General features: G+C 41.3%; 13 protein-coding genes. 10 read left to right on the forward strand and 3 right to left on the reverse strand.

Features of this window, described 5'->3' with window-relative positions; all coding sequences use genetic code 11:
* Positions 1 to 8: 8 nt before the first annotated feature.
* From PL11201_RS24970 to PL11201_RS24985, 3 genes are all read right to left on the reverse strand, one after another.
* Positions 9 to 2,558, reverse strand: a complete 2,550-nt coding sequence (locus PL11201_RS24970; RefSeq protein WP_079681529.1) for a GTPase — start codon at positions 2,556 to 2,558, stop codon at positions 9 to 11.
* Between the two features lie 101 nt (positions 2,559 to 2,659).
* Entirely contained in the window at positions 2,660 to 5,959 is a 3,300-nt protein-coding gene (locus tag PL11201_RS27240; protein WP_234996836.1) for a DHA2 family efflux MFS transporter permease subunit, read from the reverse strand.
* Complete coding sequence (locus PL11201_RS24985; RefSeq protein WP_079681530.1) at positions 5,937 to 6,596, reverse strand: TetR/AcrR family transcriptional regulator; 660 nt, start codon at positions 6,594 to 6,596, stop codon at positions 5,937 to 5,939. The genes PL11201_RS27240 and PL11201_RS24985 overlap by 23 nt, the downstream gene beginning before the upstream one ends.
* A 130-nt stretch (positions 6,597 to 6,726) precedes the next feature.
* Here PL11201_RS24985 and PL11201_RS24990 point away from each other — a divergent pair, with 130 nt between their 5' ends.
* The 10 genes from PL11201_RS24990 to PL11201_RS26605 all read left to right on the forward strand — a co-directional run.
* Complete coding sequence (locus PL11201_RS24990) at positions 6,727 to 7,053, forward strand: hypothetical protein (protein ID WP_079681531.1); 327 nt, start codon at positions 6,727 to 6,729, stop codon at positions 7,051 to 7,053.
* Complete coding sequence (locus tag PL11201_RS27590; protein ID WP_339394377.1) at positions 7,023 to 7,199, forward strand: DUF6760 family protein; 177 nt, start codon at positions 7,023 to 7,025, stop codon at positions 7,197 to 7,199. Before PL11201_RS24990 ends, PL11201_RS27590 begins: the two co-directional genes overlap by 31 nt.
* Positions 7,200 to 7,473: 274 nt before the next feature.
* Positions 7,474 to 9,498 carry a hypothetical protein gene (locus tag PL11201_RS24995; protein WP_079681532.1) on the forward strand — a complete coding sequence of 675 codons (2,025 nt, stop codon included), beginning with the start codon at positions 7,474 to 7,476 and terminating at the stop codon, positions 9,496 to 9,498.
* Positions 9,499 to 9,749: 251 nt separating this feature from the next.
* The gene (locus PL11201_RS25000; protein ID WP_234996837.1) at positions 9,750 to 13,181 is read left to right on the forward strand and encodes an eCIS core domain-containing protein; all 3,432 of its coding nucleotides are present in this window, start codon (positions 9,750 to 9,752) and stop codon (positions 13,179 to 13,181) included.
* Positions 13,178 to 20,050, forward strand: coding sequence for an eCIS core domain-containing protein (locus tag PL11201_RS25005; protein ID WP_079681533.1), 6,873 nt, complete (start codon positions 13,178 to 13,180; stop codon positions 20,048 to 20,050). The genes PL11201_RS25000 and PL11201_RS25005 overlap by 4 nt, the downstream gene beginning before the upstream one ends.
* A 144-nt stretch (positions 20,051 to 20,194) precedes the next feature.
* Positions 20,195 to 21,337: a type III secretion system chaperone family protein gene (locus tag PL11201_RS25010; RefSeq protein ID WP_079681534.1), complete on the forward strand. Its 1,143-nt coding sequence runs from the start codon at positions 20,195 to 20,197 to the stop codon at positions 21,335 to 21,337.
* A 98-nt stretch (positions 21,338 to 21,435) separates the two neighbouring features.
* Positions 21,436 to 23,844, forward strand: coding sequence for a substrate-binding domain-containing protein (locus PL11201_RS25015; protein WP_079681535.1), 2,409 nt, complete (start codon positions 21,436 to 21,438; stop codon positions 23,842 to 23,844).
* A 97-nt stretch (positions 23,845 to 23,941) separates the two neighbouring features.
* Positions 23,942 to 24,202, forward strand: a complete 261-nt coding sequence (locus tag PL11201_RS25020) for a hypothetical protein (protein ID WP_079681536.1) — start codon at positions 23,942 to 23,944, stop codon at positions 24,200 to 24,202.
* A gap of 11 nt (positions 24,203 to 24,213) precedes the next feature.
* Positions 24,214 to 24,708 (forward strand): phage tail protein, encoded by a 495-nt coding sequence (locus tag PL11201_RS25025; protein WP_079681537.1) that lies wholly within the window; start codon positions 24,214 to 24,216, stop codon positions 24,706 to 24,708.
* A 15-nt stretch (positions 24,709 to 24,723) separates the two neighbouring features.
* Positions 24,724 to 25,616: hypothetical protein (locus PL11201_RS26605; protein ID WP_159451579.1), on the forward strand; the 893-nt coding region annotated here is incomplete at its 3' end.

Genomic DNA, 25,616 nt, shown 5'->3' on the forward strand with positions numbered 1-25,616 from the left:
TTTAAGGTTTACAAGATTTTATTATCATTGATGATTAGATCCTCTTGAAGTACACTCTTAAGTTCTTCTGAGGATTTATTGACCGAAATCTTAACTTTTGTCTGGATCAGAATTTTCTGACCAAAATTTCTCTCAACTTTTTTAATGCTGTTATTGATATTTTGAGGATTTAATTCTTCATCTCGATCATTCAGCCAGTCAATAATTCGTTTAGCATAACCCCGATTAAGCCAGTTAGAATTATCCTTAAGTTCATTATTTGCCTTGTCTAACTGTTTAGCAATATCATCTAATCCTTCGATTAACTTATTAAAATAAACCTCGATTGCTGTGATAATACTTTGACAAGATTGAATGAAATTCTCATCGGCTTGCTTAAGATATTTGCGTTTCTCCTGGTTAAGCTGTGTATATAATTCCTCAGAGATTTTTTGAACGGCTTCTCGTCTTTTTTGCTCCTTAGACTTAAACAAGTTTTTAGCAAAACCTACCAGTCCACCTACAATGCTAACAACTAAAGCTATAGGGGGAGAAACAAACGCTAAAATAGCAGAAGCTATCAGTAAAATACTACCACTGATTCTAAAAATATCGCGAAAATTAATAGAGCCTTGTTCCTTAAAACTAAATTTATATTGTCCAATTTGGGCGACAAGCTCTAGCTCACGACCGACTTCCTCTAATATTTCTTGAACTTCTTTATTAAAGGTTTTACTCGATTCTTCATAACTCCCTCTTAACCGTTGCTCAAATTGTAAGAAGTTAAGGGTTTTCTCCCATCCTAATGTTAATTCCTGTTCCTTAGACTGCCAATGCTGTTCTGCAAAAGTCGGAACTGCATTAATTGCATCTTGAAAAATTGTCTCAGTTTGTTGCAATAAAAAAGCTTGGGTATCTTTTTGGGTTTTCCGAACCTTGGTGAAAATTCCTCCTCGTTTACTCTTAAGAGTCTCGCTAAGTTGATGATAAATTTTTGATTGTTCTTGAACCCATTGTAAGGGTGCTTTTTCAGCAGTTGTTAAGTTAGGATTATCAATTGAGCCAACGGTAGAACCGAGTAAAGTTTGCGATCTTCTGATTTTTCCATGTTTAATTAGAGAAGATCGAATTGAGTCTAAAAAGTTTTGGATTTTACTAGCTTGAAAAAGTTGATCTTTATGATGCTGATGTTCAGGTTCACGGGACATTTGAGCAGCCAATAACATTACAGGAATAATATCAAAGTAATCATTGGCATAATATTCTTGAGCATAACGTTTAATTCGCTCAATATGTCCTTTTAAACTACTTTGACCTTCCATAGCAAACAGTTTATTAGGATCTTTGAGAAATTTCTCTAATTCATAAGGGCCACGTTTTGAGTCTTTAAAGTTTTTGTGAACGTTCAATAGAATAATTAAAGGCTTGGCTTTTTCTTTTAAAAGGCGTAAAAAATGAAATTCGCTTTCTTGAATACTATCATTGGTAACAACATAACAAATAATATCTGATTCATCAATGATACTTTCAGCAATTTCTTCATCGCTTTTCCCTCCCGGCGCACCAATGCCAGGGGTATCAATAATTCTGATATTTTTCCATTCATAAATACGATTAAATCGAGTAGTTCGCTGTTTTCCGACCCCGATCGCATCCCACCCATCATTAGTAATAATAGCGTGAAGTGTCGTTTTTCCGGCTTTAGTTCGACCCATAAACGCAATACTAAAGTAATTCAATGCCTGTCTTTTAGAACGCAGTGAATCTTGTATACTTTCTAGTTGTTGAATAATTTGTCCAGTCAGTACTTCTTCAGTTGCTTTAAGCTGTTTTACGACTTCCTGAGTCGTTAGGTTTGCTTGAGCGTTCCCTGTTTTTTTGTCTTCAATAGATTGAACCGTTAATTTAATGCTTTTCTGTAAATTTTTTAAAGCCGAGTCAGTTTTCACGAATGCTAAATACGCATATTGATAATCTTCTTCTGCAATAGCAGCACATTGACGGATTGCTTGATCATATTCTGGGCCAGATAATAAAATTTCCTGCCGTAGTTGCTCAACTTTTTCGGTTTTCCCTACAAATTTAGCTAAATTATCAATTAGTGATGGGGACAGAATAGTACCCGCTTTTTTCAGTAAACGCGCTCCAATTGAAAGTTCTTGCTTCTCAATACCAATAATTGAATGAGTATCGGAAAATGCACCTGCTTCGATTAATTGTTTCTGAACTTCTCCCTCTGGCCAATTCCAAAGTTGAGCGACCTGTTGCGCCATTTTTCGCTCCAACACAGAACAAAATCCATCAACATAAGCGATCGCTAAAATTTGGTTCATCGCTTCTTGTTGCTGACCGGGTAGGATCTGCTTTGCGATCTCCTCAATGGATAGGTGATCGTCCTCTTGACCTAATATTTTTTCCATTTCTGTGATCGTGCGTTCTCCGATCTGAACTTCAACTGCAAGTTCATGAAGTGTTTTGGATTCTTCACTGTGAATCTGTTGATCAGCACAGACCATGTGAGTCACCAGCAAAAACTGATAGTCGAGGGACGGGTCAACGACTGGGGAATAATTAGACATAATTTACGTTAGGACTGGACGAACGGAAAAATGCAGAAGATGTGGAGCAGTCTTAACGTTTTGAATTATACAACAGAAAGAAAAATTTTAAAATCCCTAACTTAATGGGCGGCGGGAGCTTTTGCACCTTTACCTCCTTTACCTAAAAAGAATAATAACGGTAAAGAACATAAAAATGTTATCCCCACCACCCTAAAAATATCAGCAAAAGAGAGAACCGCCGCCTGGGTATCGACAATTTGGCTTAATGACGCTAAAGCCTGTTGCTGGGCTGTGACTCCATCCATTCCTTTACTTTGGAACATCGCCGTCAGGGTTTCTAACCGTTGATTTGTGGCAAAATCATAGGGAGTCAGATGGGTGAGAAGTACCGCCCGATGGAAGGCTTCTCGCTGACTTAACAAACTGGTGAGGGCGGCAATTCCCACACTTCCGCCTAATTGTCGGGTTAAATTATAAAACCCCGACCCGGCCGATACCGCTTGTTGGGGTAATGCTCCCAAAGTGGCTAAACTCAAGGGTAAAAACATCAACACCGTCACCCCACCCCGGGCAACTAACGGCCAAAATAGTTGATCTGTACCTGTTTGGGCGCTAATAGTGGAGAGGTCAAACATTACCAAAGCTGAACCAATCGCCCCTAAACCAATTAATAACCGAGCATCGACTTTCGTTGAGATTTTTCCTAATAGTATCATCATCACCGCCGAACATAACGCCCCCGGAGCTAATAAAAAGCCCGTTTGCGTCGCGGAAAAATGAAGAATGCTTTGGGCAAAAATCGGGACGACAAATAACGTCCCATACAGTCCCATTCCCAAAATCCCAGAATATATACTCCCGGCGGCTAAAGACCGATACCGCAAAACCCGCAGGTCAACGGCCGGATTTCGGGTCGTGAGTTCCCGCCAAATAAACAACGCCATTCCCACCGTCGCCGTAATCGCTAGAGTCCGAATAAAACTGGATGAAAACCAGTCCTCCTGTTCTCCTTCTTCTAACAACCCTTGGAAACTGCCAACGGCCACCGTTAGCAAAATAATCCCCCACCAATCAACTTTGGTACTTTGGGAGTTGTTTTCTTCATTCTTGGGCAAAAATAGCCAAGCCATCAAGGTTGCTAAAATACCAACGGGCAGATTAATAAAGAAAATCCACCGCCAACCCAGGGTATCGGTCAGGTATCCCCCTAAAGTGGGGCCAATGGCGGGGCCGGCAATTACCCCAACGCCAAACACCGCTTGGGCGATACCTTGTTCATGGGGGGCAAAGGTTTGGAACAGAATGGCTTGACCCTTTGCCAATAACCCACCCCCGCACAACCCTTGCAGAATCCGAGAAATAACTAACATGGGTAAGTTAACGGCTAATCCACAAAGAATAGATGCCAGAGTAAAACCGACTAAGGAGAAAATAAAATAAGATTTACGACCGAAAAAATCTCCGAGCCAAGCGCTTAAGGGAATTAAAATTACGTTAGCGATCGCATAACCCGTGACCACCCAAGCAATTTCCGTCACCGTCGCCCCTAAACTCGCCTGCATATCCGTCAGGGCAACATTCACAATACTGGTATCAATAACTTCTAACATGGCTCCCAAAGCGGCTGTTAATGCGATCGCCCACTTCAAATAACCCTGAATATAATGGGGTTGATTCATAATAGATATTGACGGTTGACGGTTGACGGTTGGCTGTTGACAGTTAGCTATTAGCAAGCGATGGCAAGCGTACCAATATTTTTCTCCCCTGCTCCCCCTGCTCCCCCTGCTCCCCCTGCCTCCCCTGCTCCCCTTNCTCACCGTCACACTCAAACCCGCCCGCAGTTTGTGTTCTGGGTCAGCATTGGCAACAAACGCTAACCGCACGGGAACCCACTGCACAACTTTGTTAAAATTGCCTGTGGCATTGTCGGGAGGTAACAAAGCAAACTGAGCCCCCGTTGCCGGACTAATTCCGGTTACCTTTGCCCGAAACACTTCCCCCGGATAGGCGTCTACCCGCACTAACGCCATTTCCCCGACTCGTAAATCCTTTAACTCCGTTTCCTTAAAATTCGCTTCAATATAAAGGTCATCGGTCTTTAGGGGCACCAGCGCTAATAACGGTTGTCCTGGTTGAATTTTTTTCCCAACTTCCGCCGTCAGTTGACCCACATACCCACTCACCGGGGCGGTAATGGTGGTATAGGTAAGCTGTTGACGAGCTAAGGCAAGGGAGGCTTGCGCCTGTTTGATCTGGGCTTGGGCCAGTTGGGTTTGATCTTGTTTGACAACCACTTCCTGACCTGAAGCTTGGGTTTCTGCAACCTGAGCTTGAGACGCCCCCGTTTGAGCTAAGGATTTTTCTACCTCGGCTTGGGCTTGACTGACTTTAGCCTTCGCTTGTTGGAGTCGAGCTTGGGCGGTTTTTACGGCCGATTTGGCTTGGGCGAGTTCAGCTTGGCTGTTAATAACTTGGGCTTGAGCTTGTTGCAGTTGGGACTGGGCATTATTCACCGTTGCTTGAGCCTGTCCTACCCCCTGTTGCACAACGGTTAAACTCGCTTTAGCTTCTGCAAAGGCAGCTTGGGCTGTATCCCTTTGTTGAGCAGAAACCACATTTTGCTCATATAGAGATTGATAGCGTTGAAAATCCTGTTGGGTTTTAGTCACTTCAGCCTCCGCCTGAGCAACTTTAGCCCGGGCGGCATTCACCCCTAATTCCGCTTCCTGAATTTGAGCGCGTTGGGCGGCAATATTGGCTTGGTCTTGTTGCAGTTGAGCTTGGGCAACATTAACACCGAGTTGAGCCTGTTGGAGTAGGGCTTGGACGGCGATCGCTTCTGATTCAGCTTGCTGAACATTAGTTTGTTCGGCGGTAACTGCCGCTTGTTGCGCTTTTAAATTGGATTGTGCTTGTTCAACTTGACTAATATTAGTATTGGCGGTTAAAGAAACATTATCCTTAGCAGTTTGTAATTGAGCTTCGGCTGCATTTAGATTAGCTTCTTCCTGTTTAATTTTTAATAATAAATCTTGATCTTCTAAAATCACCAAACGTTGACCCGCTTGCACATAATCCCCATTTTTAACTAACACTTTTTGAACAGTAGCCGCAATTTTGGGGGCAATGGGAGAAATATGGCCTTCAATTTGGGCGTTATCCGTTGTGGCGTGGGTGCTTTGATATTGCCACCAACGGGTTCCGAAAACGGCTCCTGTAATTAATGCGATCGCTGCCCCTAACAATAACCCCCAAGGACGTTTTTTTCCAAGGGGTTTGGGTTCCTCAACAACGGGAATTTCTTCCTGGCTGATGGGTTTATGTCCATTGGTTTGAATCTGTTCAGAAGATAAAGGCTTCTGATCTTCAACGGGTTCAGTTTTTAAGTGAGAATCAATAACGGTGTTTGGTTTCATCTTGCTGTTCTCTATAAATTGAAGTGTTATTAGTGGGCAAGGGACTGATACCTTGCACGAAGATATCGACACAGGTTTCGATATAATCTTCGCGGTGGTAATGGATGAAATTGGGGATGGCATTACGTCGCAGCATTCCCGCTAGGAGCATTCCGGTAAATAAATCGATAGCGGGTTCTAATCTTAAATCCAAGCGCACTTTACCCCGCTTTTGGCTATTTTTGAGGTAATTAATCAGTTGTTCTCGTAGGGGTTGGGTGGCTTCGGCAATAATCTGAGATGCGACTTGGGGATGGCGTTTAGCTTCTCCGATAAAAGTTCGAATTAGGGCTTCATGTTCTTCGAGCATGGTGTTATAAAGCCAGCTATAATGGGTTAAATCCTCTTTTAAATCCTGTGTCCACTCTTGTTGATGAGTTAAGGCTTCTGTTTGCAAGGCGGTTGCTTGTTGGACAACGGCCACCAGCAGCTGTTCTTTGCTATGGAAATGACGAAATAAGGTGACTTCATTGACTCCTGCTACACGAGCAATTTGTTTTGTGGTGGCTCCCGCAATTCCAGCTTCAGCAAACACTGCTAAAGCCGCTTTTAATAAGCGACTGCGAGTGAGTGCAGTTTTCTGCTCCTGAGAATTCATAGATTACAACGTAAGTGCTTACTTGCATTGTAACAAATAAAAACAGGAACCGGGTTTCTAATTCTCGGCAGGATTTTTTACACAAACTTAGTCAAAAGTTGGTAAGTTAGTACAGAATTAACAATGTTTGATGGAAAACCAATCTCCGATCACTTTTAGTTTTTCCCTGCCTGTCGGGTTACTGGACAGCCAAGACAGACGACACCGGGACGGGGAAATGCGTCTAGCCACAGGCCAAGATGAATTTTACTTCCACGCCGACTCCCGCAGCTTAGAAAATCCTGCTTATGGCACTCTTATCCTACTTTCACGAGTCATTGTCCAGTTGGGGGAATTATCTCCCGTCACCCCTGAAGATTTAGAAGAACTCTTTCTCTGCGACTGGCAATATTTACAGGAAGTTTACAATACGATTAACCCTCCAGAATCAGCAATTTTTACCACGGGGGAGTTGTAGGCTACCCCCAAGAGGAGTTATATCGGGAGGTAGCCTTTATTGCATTTCACTTTCACTGGTCACGGGAGGAGATTCTCAATTTAGACCACCAAGAACGACAACGTTGGGTACAGGAAATCGCCTATTTAGTCAATCCTCAGTCCTAATCAAACCCTAAAAATATGGAACCATACCCTAGCCCTACCCCTGAGTCAAGTGAGGAAAGGGAAGGGTAGAAATACATGGAAATATTACAGTTGATTTAGAATTTTTATAGTCAAAAATAGTAGTAGCGATCGCATCAAATCCTCTGATTTTTTCTGCTGACAAAACTAAAATTATACTTAAGTATAGATTTGGTTGTCAATTTTATTGATACAATTAATAAAAATGTAACCCGCCTTGGTTAATGTATTAAGCTGCAAGTAATGGGGTCTGATAATGAAAATACGACTAAAAAAACAGAATCGCCATGAAGTAAAATCTGTCAATCAAACCGCAATTCAAGCGAAATCCCTGACAGATATTCGCCCAATAGACAACTACCTCGCAGCACCACAGAAACCCCAAACCGAAGATATAAACCATCAGCAAATACAGAAAAAACAGGGCTTTAATTTTGCGGAAATCTCAATTTTTGCAGGTGGGGCACAGGGGTTAACACCGAGAATACAGCCCAAATTTTTCGCTCGCCCTGAAAATATAACGCAGCAAAGCAGTATTCCCATCATTCAACGCCAACTCACCCCAGACCAAATCAAACACGCCAACCGGATTCGTAAGGCCAGAGGACTCGATCTTCTTCCTCTCGAGGCTGCACAGCAACTCAATAATGTGGAAGAAGCCACCCAGCCTACCCCGGCCGCCAATCAACCTGTCGCTAATCAACAACCCACCGAAGCACCTCATCAATCCGATGCGAAACGGTCAGAATCTAACTTCCAAGTTGTTCATGATTATTCATGGATTAAATCAACCCTTAAAGAATTGAAAAGCTGGGATAAAGTTAAAGAACAATTTAGTAGCGATCAGAAAACCATGTGGCAATTGTTTGACTTTCGCCAATGGTATGTTGATTCATTGATTAGTGTCCTTCGTGATACCTATCCCGGTTTAATTGCCAAATCCGTCGGAAGCGCAGATCCAACCTCAGACTACGATATCACAATTTCTACGCCCGGTTCAGGAAAAGACGTGGAAGCAATCAAATGGTTTAATGCTCAAGTTCACAAGGAATTTGGCGTTGAACCCGGCACAGTGTTTGATACTAACTTGTATGCAAAAGATTATCTGAAAGTTGAAGAAAATATCGATAATGCAGCAAAAGCAGAGCAAAAATCTGATCAAGACCTTGACCAACCCAATCGCGGATTTAGTAAAATAGGTAGCCTTTCACAAGATGTGGCGGCTTTGGTCAAACAACGGCGTTATATGAAGCAAGTCGAATGGGATAATTATGTTAATCAAGTCGTTAACAGTATCGCCGATCCACAGCAGCAAAAACTGATTCGTCATCAATATGAAGAAGCCGATAGTATTTATCAAGTAGCTGCTTATGAATTGCTAGGTGAAGTTAAGCAAGAAATGAGTGATCCTGAAAAACAAAAGATTGAAAAACAGACAAAATTGGGTGAAGATGAAGAAAAAGTTATTAGCAATTTGCCCGATGGCGAATATAAGAAAACCATACGCCAGCAATTATTGGGTGCTGAGGAATTACAAGCAATTACTCATGATAATTCTGATTTAGTTCTCAAAAAGAGTAATGAGCTTTACCTAGACCGAATGACTAAAGTTCGCACACTTCAAGAAACAATTCGCAAGTTAGGTACGGGTGAACCCACAAAAGTTGAAGCCCTCAAAGCTCAAATTCAACAAATTTTAGGAGAGGCTTGCTTCTATGCCGCAGAAGCCTACCATAGTGAAGGGGCAGTTAAACACATTGTGGCAGGTGTACAGGGTGCTAAAGCCTCCTCCGATGACAAAGACAAGATTATGAACTCTCTCAAACCAGAACATTTCTTGCAATCATTTAACGAGCAACTCGGAGATTTTCTCAAGGATTTGAGTCATTATGCCAACGCCCCTGATGGGAAAATTTTCTATCGTTCTTCTAAATATCTCTATCGTTTGTTTTTGGCAGTGGCGGAGTTACGCCAGTACAAATTGAAGAAATTACAAAGCCTAACAATAGAGTCTAAGCGTGCTGATGAAATTGCTAAAGATATAGATAGTCAATTGGTGGCTATTCGTAAAGGCAATAAAAAATTTGACAGTGAAGACGAAAAGAATCAAGCAGCCGTTGATGCAATGAAGGGGATTCTTGGGGTGCAGACTGCATCAGATTTAAAAGTCAAAATTTTAGCAATGGCGCAGGAATTTAATGTCAAGGTTCGTAGTCAGATGACCGAACTATCGACTCCTGGTAGGAATACATCTAAGGACTATTTCAGAAATATCCAATAGCTTATTTTATTTGCTATGGCGCTACGCATTACAGTTTTAGAGACGCGCCATGGCGCGTCTCTACAAAATCCAGCTGTTCTAAGAGTGCGTAGCGCCATAGTGGCGATCGCATCAAATCCTCTGATTTTTTCTGCTGACAAAACTAAAATTATACTTAAGTATAGATTTGGTTGTCAATTTTATTGATACAATTAATAAAAATGTAACCCGCCTTGGTTAATGTATTAAGCTGCAAGTAATGGGGTCTGATAATGAAAATACGACTAAAAAAACAGAATCGCCATGAAGTCAAATCTGTCAATCAAACCGCAATTCAAGCGAAATCCCTGACAGATATTCGCCCCATGGACAACCACCTCGCAACACCACAGAAACCCCAAACCGAAGATATAAACCATCAGCAAATACAGAAAAAACAGGGTTTTAATTTTGCGGAAATCCCGATTTCAGCAAAAAAAGATGAGTCAGCAGCCAGAGTACAGCCTAAGTTTAATTTATCCCTACAAAAAAAATTAACCGTCGGCCAAGCTGGGGACAAATATGAACAGGAAGCGGATAGTGTAGCGGAAAAAGTGGTCAAACAAATTAATACTCCTACCACAGAAAAAGCCACATCTTCTAAAGGAGTACAACGTCAGGAAGCAGAAGAAGAAGTTCAAGCCAAATCTGATATTTCTGACCTGCAACGAGAAGGGGAAGAAGAAGAAGAAGTTCAAGCTAAACCGGATATTTCTGACCTGCAACGGGAAGGGGAAGAAGAAGAAGAAGTTCAAGCTAAATCTGATATTTCTGACCTGCAACGGGAAGGGGAAGAAGAAGAAGAAGTTCAAGCTAAATCTGATATTTCTGACCTGCAACGAGAAGGGGAAGACGAGGAAGAAGTTCAAGCTAAATCTGATATTTCTGACCTGCAACGGGAAGGGGAAGAAGAAGAAGAAATTCAAGCTAAATCTGATATTTCTGACCTGCAACGAGAAGGGGAAGACGAGGAAGAAGTTCAAGCTAAATCTGATATTTCTGACCTGCAACGGGAAGGGGAAGAAGAAGAAGAAATTCAAGCTAAATCTGATATTTCTGACCTGCAACGAGAAGGGGAAGACGAGGAAGAAGTTCAAGCTAAATCTGATATTTCTGACCTGCAACGGGAAGGGGAAGAAGAAGAAGAAATTCAAGCTAAATCTGATATTTCTGACCTGCAACGAGAAGGGGAAGACGAGGAAGAAGTTCAAGCTAAATCTGATATTTCTGACCTGCAACGGGAAGGGGAAGAAGAAGAAGAAATTCAAGCTAAATCTGATATTTCTGACCTACAACGAGAAGGGGAAGAAGAAGAAGAAGTTCAAGCTAAATCTGATATTTCTGACCTACAACGGGAAGGGGAAGAAGAAGAAGAAATTCAAGCTAAACCCCAAAATAAAACAATGGGTGGGGGTGCAGTTTCAACCGATATAGAAACGACAATTCAAAGCGCTAAAAGTGCCGGAAGTCCCCTAGATGCGGGACTGCAACGCAAGATGGGAAAAGCAATGGGGGCTGATTTTAGTGGGGTGAAAGTACATACTGATGGTCAATCAGATAAATTAAATCGCTCCCTGAGTTCTCGTGCCTTTGCAACGGGGCCAAATTTGTTTTTTAAACAGGGAGAATATAATCCAGGAAGTCGAAGTGGACAGGAATTAATTGCCCATGAATTAACCCATGTTGTGCAGCAGGGGGCGAGTAAAATTCAATCTAAGAGAGAATCTGTAACACATTCTACAGGTGCTAATTCAGTGATGTTGCAAATGAAGAAATATACCGTCAAAGACAACGCCCAGGCTAGAGATGAAAGTCTTAAAAATGGGGGAGTAAAATATAAACCTGGTCAAGAAATCGAAATTAGTGATGATCCAAAAGACCATAAAATAGAAGCTACGGGCAATAATAAGTGGTATCGAATTAAAGATAGTAATCCTCCTCAATATATTCGAGCGACCCGATTGCAATTATATGGAACTTATGTTCCAGAGAAAAGTCGGGTAAGAGAAAGTGATGTAAAAACCGAAAATGATGAAAAAGACGGGACAAAAAAAACCTCCAAAGAAATTGTCAAAGACTTACTAAAAGTTGAGAAGCGTACATTTAAAGACAAGAAGGGTAAGGAACAAAAAGAGAGCATGACTCTTGCCAAACAAATAGATTTAAAAAGAGAGTTTTTGCCAGATGAAGCAGTTAAGGCTATCGAAGAATTAAGCACAATACCACAAGGGAAAACCTTTTTATCTCAAAATGGTATGCTCACGCAGGAAGAAGTCGCAGAGATAGCCATAGACAAAAAAGTCTTTGGTGATTGGGAGAGAGTCGAAGAACATGATTTTAGCAATTGGGCTGGAGGCAAGCGGACTGGAGTAATACCTGATGTCCGTGGTGAGGCAGTGTTGAGTCCTATTCAGCGTCTTCAAATTGCTACATATCAACGAGATCTAGGTATTAAGGATGAAAAATTCCGCCAAACTCCAGGGTATTTGCGTTATGAAGCCAACGAGTTAAAGAAAGGGAGTCAGGAACACAAAAAGAATATTTATGAAAAAGATACCAAAATGTGGGAGCAAACCCTTGAAAATCAGACAAACAGTGAAGATGAAAGTTTAGAAAAATACAAAGAGCAAACCGACTCAGCTAATAGTATTCTGCGACGAATTTTTATCATTCTTCATGATGGTTTGAAATATAGAGAGGATGAAAAACCAAATATTTTTAAGGATTGGGATGAATCAGTTGCAGTTGCTCTGTCTCACGGAGGGCGTGTCATGATTAACTTACCACCCATTAAACAAAATGAAAACGAAAATGAGTTTATTCAATGGCTTTTTGGGGCTTCACCTGAATCAGACCTAACTAGAAAACCTCAATCCTACAATAAGATAAAAGATCCCAATAACAAGAGCGACCATTATAAAGCCAAAGTAGATACCAGAATCGCTTCTAGTCATAATGTCAAAGTAACTGAAAGTTCCTTGGAGGAGGAAAAGGGTAATACATTTGATGTCAAGGGTAAAACCGGGTTGAAAAGCACTATTAAACACTATGGTATGGATATACCCCTGGGTGGACTGGGTAACGAAGATCTCGCCGGTGATGCCATTCTACCCGATGGCAGACATGGGCATATTTATATCTACTACAGACCCCCAAGCTTAACACTACCTGGTAGCGTACTCATAGGGGCAGAAACATCAAGAATGGCTCATACAGATGTTTTTGGTATGTATCATGATCAGAGGGGCGCTCCTGCTGAGTTTTCCTCTACAGGTACCAGTAAAGGAGGAAGAATTGGTGGCGAATTTGGTGGCCGAGTTGTTGACTATACTAAAACCGGCACCAAAACTGAAAAACATCTGATTGGGAAAGATACAACAAAAAACGTACTCGAAGTCAAAGACCCCAATTGGTTACAACAGTTACGACAAGCAGAAGAAAAAGTAAAAGCTGGTCTGATAACATCCAAAGAATTAGTGGGTAAAGCCAGTAAAGAAGTTGAAGAAAAGCTGTTTGGCGATCGCCAATCAAAAAGACCAGAAGAACAATCCCTATCAACAGAAAATGCTAACAACTCCGCTAGTTCAGAAATTGAGGATGAGAGCATGAATCAAGAAACACAAAACAATCTGAATACAGAACAAAAAGAAGAGGATCAATCATGAATACCAAAGCTGTTGTTACACCCGTCAAAAAAAGTACGCCGACTCCCATTCCTCAACTGTCACCAACAGTAGGATTAACCAGTGTGCGACCCTTTGCGGATGAACAACTGGCTTTAAAAGAAGATGACAGCAGCAGTGAACAAAAATTAGTGGGGGCGGCTCCTCCTCCACCAGAAATACAACGGAATCAGAATACTAATTCTGGCTATAATTTTAGTCAAATTTCAATTAGTGAATATATTCCCGCAACACCGCAAGCCAAGTTAGTCGTCGGCGCTCCGGGGGATAAATACGAAAAAGAAGCCGATGCAATGGCGGATAAAGTCGTGTCTACGGTTGTTCCGGTGCAGCCATCGGCGGAGCAGGGGAGCAGGGGAGCAGGGGGGGAAGATGAGCAGGGGGAGGTTAACCTCAAACCGACAACGGACGCCATTCAAGCTCCACCGGAGGAAGAGGGAACTATTCACCTCAAACCCACAACGGACAGTATCCAAGCTCCACCGGAAGACGAAGGAACTATTCACCTTAAACCCCTAACCGAAAGCATCCAAAGCGCCACCGAAGAAGAGGGAACCGTTCACCTCAAACCCCTAGCTCAAACAATTCAGCGATATGAGCAAGAAGCAACCCTTCACCTCAAACGGTTAAGCGGAATTCTTCAACAAAAGGAAATAGAAGGGGTCGTTCACCTCAAAGCCATAGACAACCATATTCCATCAGGGATTAGCCAAACCCTGAAACAGTCTACCTTGATCTCCCGCCAAGGAAACGGCGGATTTACAGCCAGCGAGAATATTGAAACCCGCGTTAAAAGTAGTAAAGGTGGTGGTAACCCCCTACCCGATGAAACCCGTGACTTCATGGAAGACCGATTTGGGAATGATTTTAGTGGGGTCAAAGTTCACACGGGTTCCGATGCGGTTCAACTCAGTAAAGATCTTGGTGCTCAAGCGTTTACCCATGAGCAAGATGTCTATTTTAATTCAGGTAAATATTCACCCCATACCGACGAAGGAAAAAAACTCCTCGCCCATGAACTCACCCATACAATTCAACAAACTGGCCCTAAAATTAAACCCAAATCTCTGAGTCGGAAAATTCAAAAAAAATCCCAAATTCAGCGTCAAATCCAACCTTCTGCTGTTAAAAATAGAGTTAAAAAAAATCCGCCCTTGAATCTCTCCGGCTTAAAAACATTACCTGAAAAATCTCTACAAAAAGAAGATAAAAATAAGTCTCAACCTGCTACCTCAAAAACCGAAGACAAAAAAGCGACGACAACCGATACAAAAACCGAAGCAAAAACCGAAACAAAGACTGAGGAAGCATCAGTTACTAAAGGAGACACGAAAGAAACAGCAGAAACGAAGGCGGAGGAACGGAAAAAGAACGTTGAAAAGGAAAAAGAAGAAGCTAAAAAAGAATTAGCTGAAGAAGGGAAAGATAAAGAGGATAAAGCTGCTGAAATGAAAAAATATTTAGCGGCGGAATCCCTGAAAAAAGTTGAAACTCAAACCGCTAAAGTTAAAGAAGATACGGATACCGTTAAAAATAAAGTTAAATCCGGTGAAAGTGGGGAGAATTTAGGAAAATTAGAGAAAGAAAGTGGGGAAAAAATAGAATCTCAGGCTAAACAAGAAGGTCAAGAAGCTGAAGCAAAAGTTAAAGATAAAGCCGACGAAAAAGGCAAACAGGATGCAAGCGGTCAAACTCCTTCTAAAGAGAGTGTACCGCTTCCGCTTAAAGTCGAACCTGGGGCTGTAGAAAATCCTCAAGGCCCTCTTGAGCAAACGGATCAGCCCGAAGCCGTCCCACCCATCCCGGAAGGGGAAGCGAAAACCGCCGACACTTCGCCGATCGCAGTTCCCGAAGTCAGAGGTGATCAAGCACCAGCAACACCCGAAGCCGACCCCGCTTTTGGGGCGGTGATTAAACAGTCCAAACAACAAGCCGATCAGCAAGCCAGTCACCAGTCACCCAGATCCGCAGCCGAGGAAGCCCAAACCGCCGCCAAAGATCCCGATCAACAAATGCGGGAAGCCCAAGCGACAAAAATGGATGATCTGAATGCTAAAAAACCGAAACCCTTTGACCGCAAAGTTTTTGAAGATAGTTTATTAGAAAAATTACAGTTAGTTAAACCCAAAAACGCCGATCAAGCCGATAATTTTGCCAGTAGTGGCAAAACCGATGATATTAAAAATGCCTTAAATACCGAAGTTAAGGGAGCCAAAAAAGAGTCGGGTGGGGGTTTACCAGAGGAAGCCAAAGCACCGCCTGAACCCGCAGCCGAACAACCTAAAAATGTTGACGAACTGAAACCGACTCAGGAAGTTGTGGGGACTGTACCCCCAGAAATTGAAGCAGAAAAAGCCGTTCCCAAGCCAAAAACAGACAAGGAAATTGAAGAACCTTTAGCAAAAACAACCGAGAATTTAGAGGGTGCGTTTGGTGAGATTCAGGCGAAGTCAATGGTTGGCTCTAGCAGTGATCCTGATGAAGTTCAAGCCGATCAAATCGCTGAACAAGTGATCACACCACCCCTAACCTCCCCTAACCCCTCCTTGGTAAGTGAGGGGATGACAGATGCGATCCCCCCAACCCCCCTTACTAAGCAGAGGGGGGGGGAAACCATTCAACTGCTTCCTGAAGTCTCGATTCAACGCAAAGAAGAAGTTAAACCCCAGTCCGTTGCCCAACCGGATACAGAAGTTCCCCTGGATGTAGACCGTTTAGAAACCTGGAAAGAAGAGGGCGGGGGACAAGCCTTAGATGCCTTAAAAGAAGCCAAGACCCATGGCACCACAGAAGGCCCCCAAAAATTCCGTCAAGGGGAACAGGAAACCCTGACTACAGCCAAAACTGACGCCCAGGCATCGGCGAAACAATCCAATCAGGATATGTATGCGACTCGTACAGAGTCAATGCAGCAGACCGGAGATTCCCAAGAGGCAACCAAGACTCAGGATGAAATTAAACGGACTGAAATTAATGCCAATATCCAAAGTATTTTTGACAAAACTCAGGGGAATGTTAAAGCTATTCTAGGGAAAATGGATAGTGATGTTAATACTGAGTTTAATCGCGGGATTAGTGCGGCTAAAAATGCCTTTGAAGGTCATGTTAAAAGGAGAATGGCTGAGTATAAAGATAAACGCTATACTTTGGTATTTCCGATTAAATTACCTAAGCCTTACTGGTTTGGGATCAAAATGGTGAAAGTTGGAGAACTTCGCATTTTTGACTTCATCACCTGGATTAGAGATAAGTTTGCGGGCTTACCCGATGAAGTCAATGTTTTTTATGAAGAAGGAAAAAAACTATATATTGAAGAAGTTAAAAAAAGTATCTCTAATATTGGTGGAATTGTTGAAAAAGGATTAACCGCAGCCCAAACAGAAGTTAATCAGGGGCGAGAAAAGGTCAATGCTTATGTACAAACCTTACCGAAAGACCTGCAAGAAATTGGTGCGCAATCGGCGGCGGATGTGCAAACTAAATTTGATCAACTTGAGCAGAGTATTAGCGATAAACAAAATCAACTCCTGGAAGATTTAACTAAAAAATATCAATCTAGTTTAAAAGAACTTGATAAACGCATTGAACAGTTAAAAGCCGAAAATGCCAGCTTAATTAGTAAAGCTTTAAAATTTATTGGAGATTTAGCCAAGAATATTATTAAACTTCTCCTCTGGCCGATTAAGAAAATTTTAAGTGTTTTTATTGGAGCTCTAGCCGAAGATGTGATTGACGCCCTGATCGATGATCCGGTGCTATTTATGAAGAATCTCTTTAAAGGGATTGGAGATGGAATTAAGAATTTTGCCAATAATATTGGGAAACATTTACTTAATGGGTTAATTACTTGGTTATTTGGAAACTTAGGAGACTTAAAACTTCCTGAAAAATTTGATTTAAAAGGATTCTTAGATATTATTTTACAGGTTTTAGGTTTAACAAAAGACTATATTTTTGGCATTGTTGAAAATATTTTAGGTGGGCCAGCTACGAAATTAATTCAGTTTATTCTCGATGTCGTCCTCAAGAAAGGCATCGATAGTCTCAACTATCTTTGGGATTTAGTTAAATTGGTCGTAGAAGCTGGCCCCGATGTGATTATGACTTTAATTAATGAAGGGGTAGAAGCCGTAGAAACTTTCCCTGATTCTGTACAGAACATCTTAGGAAGTATTAGTGGTGGCCTTGGCGGTATTCTGGGATTTGCTAAGGATTTAATCGGGTCTTTAGGAGAAGATGCCCTTGACTTCATTTCAGGACTGCAACCGGGCGTAAAATTTATTTTTACCTTCTTTAGTACCTTAATTAAAGATGGTATATCAGGAGTTTGGGAGTTCATCAAATCCTCCTTGGATGATATGAAAAAAATCTTCCTCAAAGGTTTGATGGAAATGGCAATTGTGGAAATTGTCAAGGCGGGGATTAGTTGGCTGATTGGCATGATGAATCCGGCGTCAGGAATCGCTAAAATTGCTAAGGTGATTTTTGATGTGATTTCCTTTTTTGTGGAAAAACGGGAAGACATTAAACTCTTTGTGCAAGCTATCTTAGACACTCTAAAAGCGATTTGTGATGGCACCCCGGCGGTGATGGCGATGATGATTGAACAGGCTTTAGCTAAAATGATTCCTGTTTTATTAGGATTCTTAGCTTCCCTAATTGGTGTTGGGGGAATTCCTAGTAAAATCAAGAAAATTGTCACGACATTAAAAGCACCCGTAGATAAAACCATCGGGGGAATATTTGCGGGAGCAGCAGGTTTCTTTGGAGGGAGTAAAAGCAAGAAAGGAAAAACAGCCCGCAAAGCCAAAGGTGTAGGGAAAGGCAAAGGCAAAGGCAAAGGTAAAACGGCTAAAGACAAGAAAAATAAAGATAAAAAACAACCTCAGAATGATGCCAAAAAACAAATTAAAGGTGCGGGTCATCACACTCAAAATATAGCGAGAAATCTTCGAGATCCTGATGCCGTAGGTCAAAAACTCTCAGGAATTCAATCTAAACATAAACTCAAACAGTTGAAGTTGACTAAAAAAGGTAAAAATAAATATCAAATTGTCGGTCAAGTGGAAGCCACTAAAGTTCAACGACAGGTTGATTCGGGAGTCAGTCAAGAAGAATTACCCCTAAATCTGATGGTGCAACGGTCGGCTGAATCTGTTTGGAAAGACAAGAAAAATCAACTCGTTGTCAAACAGAAAATTACAGGAAATAAGAAGAAAGCTAGTTTGACATTAACGGCGAAATTAATGGCGAAGAATAAGATTTTGCCTAAAGTTGCTCAGAAACTCAAATCAATTATTAATAAAAAACCCAAACCAAAAGCAGTTAAAAGTCAACTTCCGGCTCTGAAATCTCAATATAAACTCAAAACCTTAAGTCTAAATACCCTTAAACCCGATGGTAGTAAATATGTGATTATTGGGGTGCTTCCCGATGACGAGCAATCAACAAAAGCCCAGCGTCAAGCTGCCGGAACTGATCAAATGCCTGATGCCCATTCTGGGGTAGAAACCGCGATTCAGCGTTCCCTCGGTCAAGGTCAACCCCTACCTGCCCCCGTGCGGGAACCGATGGAAAATGCCTTTGGTTTTGACTTTGCCCAGGTACGGATTCATCATGATACGGAGGGCGATCGCCTCAGTCGTTCCCTCGATGCCCGCGCCTTTACCACCGGATCTGACGTTTTCTTCCGCCAGGGTGCTTATGCTCCCCACAGTCCTGGCGGGACAAGGCTCCTCGCCCACGAACTTACCCACGTTGTCCAACAGTCCGGTGAATCCCCCACAGCACCTTCCCCTCTCCTTTATCGCACGGTGCAGCGAGTCAGTCAGGAAGTGCCTTACTTCGTCCAGAGAGAAGCAGAAAACAATTCAGAGGGTTCAGAGGCTTTAGATACTAATGAAAATCCCTCAAAATCCGATAAAAGCAGCCAAACAAAGGCACTTGTGGGTGCGGGACTTCTGATTGCAGGTAGTATGTTAGTATCAGGTCTTAGCATGGGCTTTGGTGGCGGTGGTAAACAAAAAGAACAGGCCAATATCACTAAAAGTATTCGCGGTAACAAACTGACCATGCGAGTGATGATTACAAAACAGCAAGATCAGGATGAGCAACAAAATCAACGCAAGAAAAAAGGTTCATCCGTTGCTAATAATCTGGCTTTACCCGATGATATTGTCGATGATATTGTGACGTTAATTCAACAAATTGTTAATCAATATCCAGACCCCGATATTGTTCAGAAAAAACTGGATAAACTTTGTGTTGATTTTGATTTAGATTTGCTAAAAGTTGTGGGTTCTGCAACAATTGGTAGTAGCATTAGCTATGATATTCAGGTCAAAGGTCGTCCGCAGGAACCGACGGATGAAAATACGGCGGCGATCGCTAAAAATTTAGATAATCTCACACCTAAAGAAGAAGGAACTCGCTCCCGCAGTCCTAGTTTATTCGGCAAAGGATCTCAATCCCAGAAAGAAGCAGGAACCCGCTCTCGCAGTCCTAGTTTATTGGGCAAAGGATCTCAATCTGAGAAAGAAGCAGGAACTCGCTCCCGCAGCACTAGTTTATTGGGCAAAGGATCTCAATCTGAGAAAGAAGATAGGGCTAAAGAAGATCAACCTAAAAAAACATCAGAAAAAGCCACCAAAGAGCCTCAAAAGCCGATTAAGGATGAAACAAAAGAAAACCAAGCATTTGAGAAATTAGCAGACGAAAAACAAGGGTCTCAACCTCAATCAACCAAGGCTAGTAAGGGTCAAAAAACACCCCTTGATGTTAATACTAAAGTTAAACGAATTGATCCTGCCACCGTCGAAATTTCTGTCCGGGCTGATCCTAAGAAAAAATAGACTTTCCTTACCTTTGCTCACGGGACTTATCTGGGTTGATTTAGACTAAAGTAGAATAGGATTTGTACAGTAATTATGTAATACTAACGGCAGGATCAACAATTAATTGCTTAACGAAAAATTAGTGTAAGGAAATTAGTTTAAATGATGAATATTGAAACAGTATTACAATTCTTGCCAATTGATCGAGAGTTAATATTTAGGGAGGATTCTGATAATTTATTGGCTTTTAAAGGCATAGCGATCGCCTTTAACAAAAAACCCAACAATCACTATGATCGCTGCTGTTTAAAACTTAATATTAGTGATCAACAATATCAAAATATTCTCAAAAATCAATTATTTAACCTAAAAAAAAATGCCTTAATTCCCATCAAAGAGGGAGAATTTAAACCCGGTTTAAATCTGGATTTAGTCATAGAATTACGTCCCGATTTATTACCCAAATTCTCAGAATGTCAGACCAACGATGCTATTATTGATCACCTCAACGCTGCTCCTGCTAATACCGATTCTGATCAAGAGTTAAATTATACAGAAAATTGGTATTGTTTAATCGTAGAACAACAGCAAGAAACCGATATAATTGTATATCGAACGGTTTGGGATTATCTCAAATTAAGTGCAGCCTTTAACACCCTAAATGGGGCTTCAGAAATTTTACAATCCCTTTCTAATTTTATCAAAGAAACCTTTAATCAAATCGAAACTAATGAAGTTGAGAATGATCAATCAAATGGTCAGATTTCCCTAGATACAAATAATTTTATTAAATTTCTCAAAACCATTGATCCCGATGAAAATAGCATTAATCAATCTCGCTCAATTTCTGAAGTTATGCGAGAATTCTTTAGCGAAGATGATTGGGAATTTGTAGAAATGTCGGAAGAATCGATTTTACAAATGGTGTTTGAAGGAGATCATGGACGTTGGACTTGTTTCGCTTTATCCATAGAAGAAAATCGACAATTTGTATTTTACTCCCTGTGTCCAGTCAATACGCCTCCCGAAAAAATATCAGCTATGGCAGAATTCTTAACTAAAGTTAACTATGGCACAACAATAGGTAATTTTGAACTAAATTATAGCGATGGTGAAATTCGCTACAAAACCAGTATTGATGTGGAACATGAGCGTTTTACCACCGGACTTGTGAATAATTTAGTTTATATTAATGTTTTGACAATGGATAAATATTTACCCGGAATTATGGCTATTATTAATAATAAATTATCCCCAGATGATGCGATCGCCTTCGCCGAATCATATTCCTCAGAACCGGAGTAAAATAGGATCACGGATTTTAACAGGATTATGCAGATTAACACAGATTAAAATCCGTGAAATCCTCTTAAATCCGTGATCCCCATTACCCATAATAAATCGTGACAGTACCTAAATTTAAACCCAAAGTTCCCCGCCGTAGCGTTGAAGAATTCAAAAGACAAGGGATGTGGACAATCACTGGCAGATTGAGCTATTTAACCTACGGATTGCGCTATGGAATCTACAATTTATTACCTCCTTACCTACGTTGGTTTCTGCCCTTAATTCAAGAAGATATTAGGGACTTATTTAGACCGGAAACCGAAGAAGAAACCGTCGCCGAAGAAATTTCTTCATCCGTTGAAATACAGGAAGAATTTTTATCTGGTGGTTTCCCCCTTTATGAAAAATATCGCTGTCCATTTAAAAACCCTTTAAACTGTCAAGAACCTCGACAAGCGATCGCAGATAATCCTGAACTAAAATCCTGCCCCAAATGTGGATTTCCCACCCCCTTACCCCAGCAGGGAGAAATTCAAGGGAAACGGGGACGTTATCGCATTGAACGCTTTATAAATAGTCGAGGTCAAAAGCGAATTTATACCGGGATTCAGTTATTAGAAGAACAACCCGTTATGATTCAAGAATATTTACTTCCCAAACGTTATTTTAACGAAAAAGAAGCAATTCAAACCCAAATTGCCTTTGAAAATATTAGTGGCTTATCCTTAGCTGATGGCAGAATCCAAACCGGGCGAATTACAGAAGTTATAGAAGCGATTAGCGATCGCAATGATCGTGAACGATGCTATCTAATTACTACTATTAATGATGGCATCACCGCCCGCACCTATTTAAGCCGCAAAGGGGCAATGTCTCCCCGCCAAATGCGTTACTTTCTCAACCAAGCACTGCAAAGTTTAGAATACCTTCACGGTCAAAAATTTCGCTTACCAAACGGCCAAATTCAAGCCAGTTTTGTTCATGGCAATCTGAGTCTCGATAGTGTGTTCATTTCACCTCAAGAACAACTTTATTTCCACGATCCTCAATTTCGCGTTTATTTAGGAGATTTAGCCCTTTGGGAGAGGTTATTTGATCCCCCGACCGATGTCCGTCTGACTCCTACCGTCCCCCAGGATTTAAAAGCATTAGGTTATGTTTGTTTTTATCTGTTAGCAGGAGTGAACACCGATGACAATGATCGCTTTTTTGAACCCAGATCAAATCAAGATTGGGGTAAAACCGATATCGCCCTGAAATTGTTTTTATGGCGTTTATTAGAACTTGATACCCCCTTTAGTAGTGCCACAGAAGCCCGTCGTGCCCTATTAAACCTACCCGAAGAAAACCTCCTAGACGAGATTTATAGGGATTCCCTTCCGACCGAGGAGACCCGTAAACGCCAGAAGAAATGGTGGTGGTGGCTGTTGCTATTTTTCCTTTTGGGTTTGTTGGTAAGTGGGTTAGTCTGGTGGCTAGGTTGGCGACCCGCTCCGGTGGCTAAGAATAATATTCCCTGCTGTATTAGTGATGTGGCCGGAGTTCCGACCGGGAAATTTACTTATAGTGGGGAGGAGAATGGGATTTGGAATTATATTTGGCGACAGCCTAACCTAATCAAAAAAGATCAAACCTTAGAAGCAGAATTCGCCCAACGACGACCTCAACTTCAGTTAAAATATCTGCCCCAACCCACAGGGGAAAAAGCGATCGCCGAAGTTCAATCAGGAAATGTTGATTTTGCCATTAGTAGTCTAACAACAAATCTTAGCAACGATCTCAAGGCGCGAACCTTTGCCTATGACGGTTTAACCGTTTACGTTCCCTTTAGTTATGAACAACGGGATTTGTCTCTCCCGAAATATCTTAACGGCCAAATTAGCATTCAACAACTGCAACAACTCTACACCGGACGCATTACCAACTGGCAACAGTTAGGGGGGCCAGACTTACCTGTGCGGCTGTATATTCCCGACAGTCAAGAAGCTATCCGTCTTTTTGAGGATCGCGTCCTTCAAGAAGCCGAATTAATTGCACAATTTAGGAAAATGGTAGAAAGAGGCGATCGCACCTCTCGATCAGGGAATTTTGAAGGGAATCTCCCGAAAATCGTACAATTGCCAACTATTTCAGCGTTGCGGACTGTTTTGCAAGAGTTTGAAAACGAACAAATTGGGGCGATCGGATTTGGGGCGATCTCTCAAGTATTTGGCCAGTGTTCAGTATATCCTTTAGCAGTAGGCGATCGCAATAACAAGTTCATCCAACCCCTGATCCAAGAAAATCAGCAACCCATTGATCCGACTACCGATTTGTGCAGTCAAAAAGGCAGTTATTACCCAAATTACCAGGCTTTTCAGACAGGTGATTATCCCCTAGCCTACCCCCTGGCCGTTATTTTCAGGCGCGATAACCGTCGAGAAGCCATCGGTGATCGGTTTGCCGAAATTTTGAACACCCAAGAAAGCCAGGAATTGCTGAGTAAAACGGGTATTATACCTATTCTTAATCCGCGAAACCCGTGAAATCCGTTTAATCCGTGATCAAGATTCGACCTTTGGTTAATACCTACCAACCTCCCGATTTTTTATACTAGGCATAATTGGCAGAGGTTCGCTCATTATGGCATTCAATCAAGACATTCCGCCAAATTGGAAACCCATCCACGAATTAAATGCCCCTGCGGGTTACGGCGCCTCAGCCAAAATTCAGAGCAATCAGTCTGATAGCGACTCTGAAACTAATTTTGATCACCTCTGCAATATTGCCGAAGAAATCAGAAACGACCCCTTAAAAATGCGGTTGTTAGCTGACCGAATTTATCAACTGATGTTAGAAGATTTACGTTGGCAAAAAGAACGTAGTATGAATTATAGAGGTTGAATATAAAAATCATGCAAAAAAATTATATTACCGTTAATCGCTTCTATGTTGAAATGGAAAGCGAAGTTAAAGCTTCCTTTACCGAGTGTTCGGGTTTGGGAGTTAATGTTAAAAAAGAAACCTATTTAGAAGGAGGTGTTAACGATCAACAAAGAATTATTTTAGGTCATGCTGAATTTACCGATGTCACTCTCAAACGGGGAATGACCGATGATTTAACATTTTGGCAATGGATTAATTCTGTTCTCAGTGAGATACCCAAAAGCCGTCGAAATGTTAATATATTGCTCTTTAATCAAGCTGGAGAAACCATGATGTGTTGGACATTAATTGGTGCAGTTCCGATTAGTTGGAAAGCTCCTGGATTTCAAGCCGATGGCAACTCAGTGGCGATTGAAGAATTAACTTTAGCCTATGAAGGTTTACAAGTTAAAACCAACCAAGGAGGAGGTCGGGCAAGTGTTGGCTTAAGTCGAGGTAGTGTTGGATTTTTTCCTAGTAATTAGACAGGTATTTTATTGATGGCTGAGTCGATGGAAAATCAACAGAATATTAATCAAGAAAGTGCCGAAATAACCCCAGAAGAAGAAGCTCTAGGAATTAAAAATCCTCTTTTGACCCCAACGACCTTGGGACAGAAATTTTTGTCCATGCAATCAATATCACCTCTGGGTTCACGGTCAATTAACCTAATTAATTGGTCATTAATTTCTCCCAATCAAACCCTATTACAAAGTTTTCAGGATCATGAAAATTGGCAGGATTATGACCTCAATGAATTTCGACCCTTTACTAAAAATTCATTAACTGAAAATTCACCAATTATTGAACCACCATCTGACAAAACTGTATCCCCTTCAATCCCAATTCAACTCTCATCAGAATTACCCATACAACAACAAAAAGAAACCCCATCCACAGATTCAGAATTACCCATACAACAACAAACAGAAACCCCATCCACAGATTCAGAATTACCCATACAACAACAAACAGAAACCATTTTTCCTTTTAGGATAGATCAAAAAATACGAAAAAACTCTGTTATTCAAAACAGTAAAAGTTCCACATCTCATTTTTTTCAAAAAAAATCGGAATTTCCTAGAGAAAAAATAAGCCAAGAACCCATTAATAAATTATCAAAAAAATCATCAGAAAACCAGGAAACATTAACAACAGAAGAATCAGTTATTGATTCTATAGAAACTGATTCTTTAAAAACAATTAGTTCCACAGATAGTAGTGATTCCCAGGATATTATCAACCCAGAAATATCTAATTATCCCCCTCTGCAAAAACAACCAGATTCCACAACTAATCCCAGAGATATTATCAACCCAGAAATATCTAATTATCCCCCTCTGCAAAAACAACCAGATTCCACAACTAATCCCACGGATATTATTAATCCAGA

The sequence above is a fragment of the Planktothrix sp. PCC 11201 genome, from assembly GCF_900009135.1.
Classification (GTDB): domain Bacteria; phylum Cyanobacteriota; class Cyanobacteriia; order Cyanobacteriales; family Microcoleaceae; genus Planktothrix.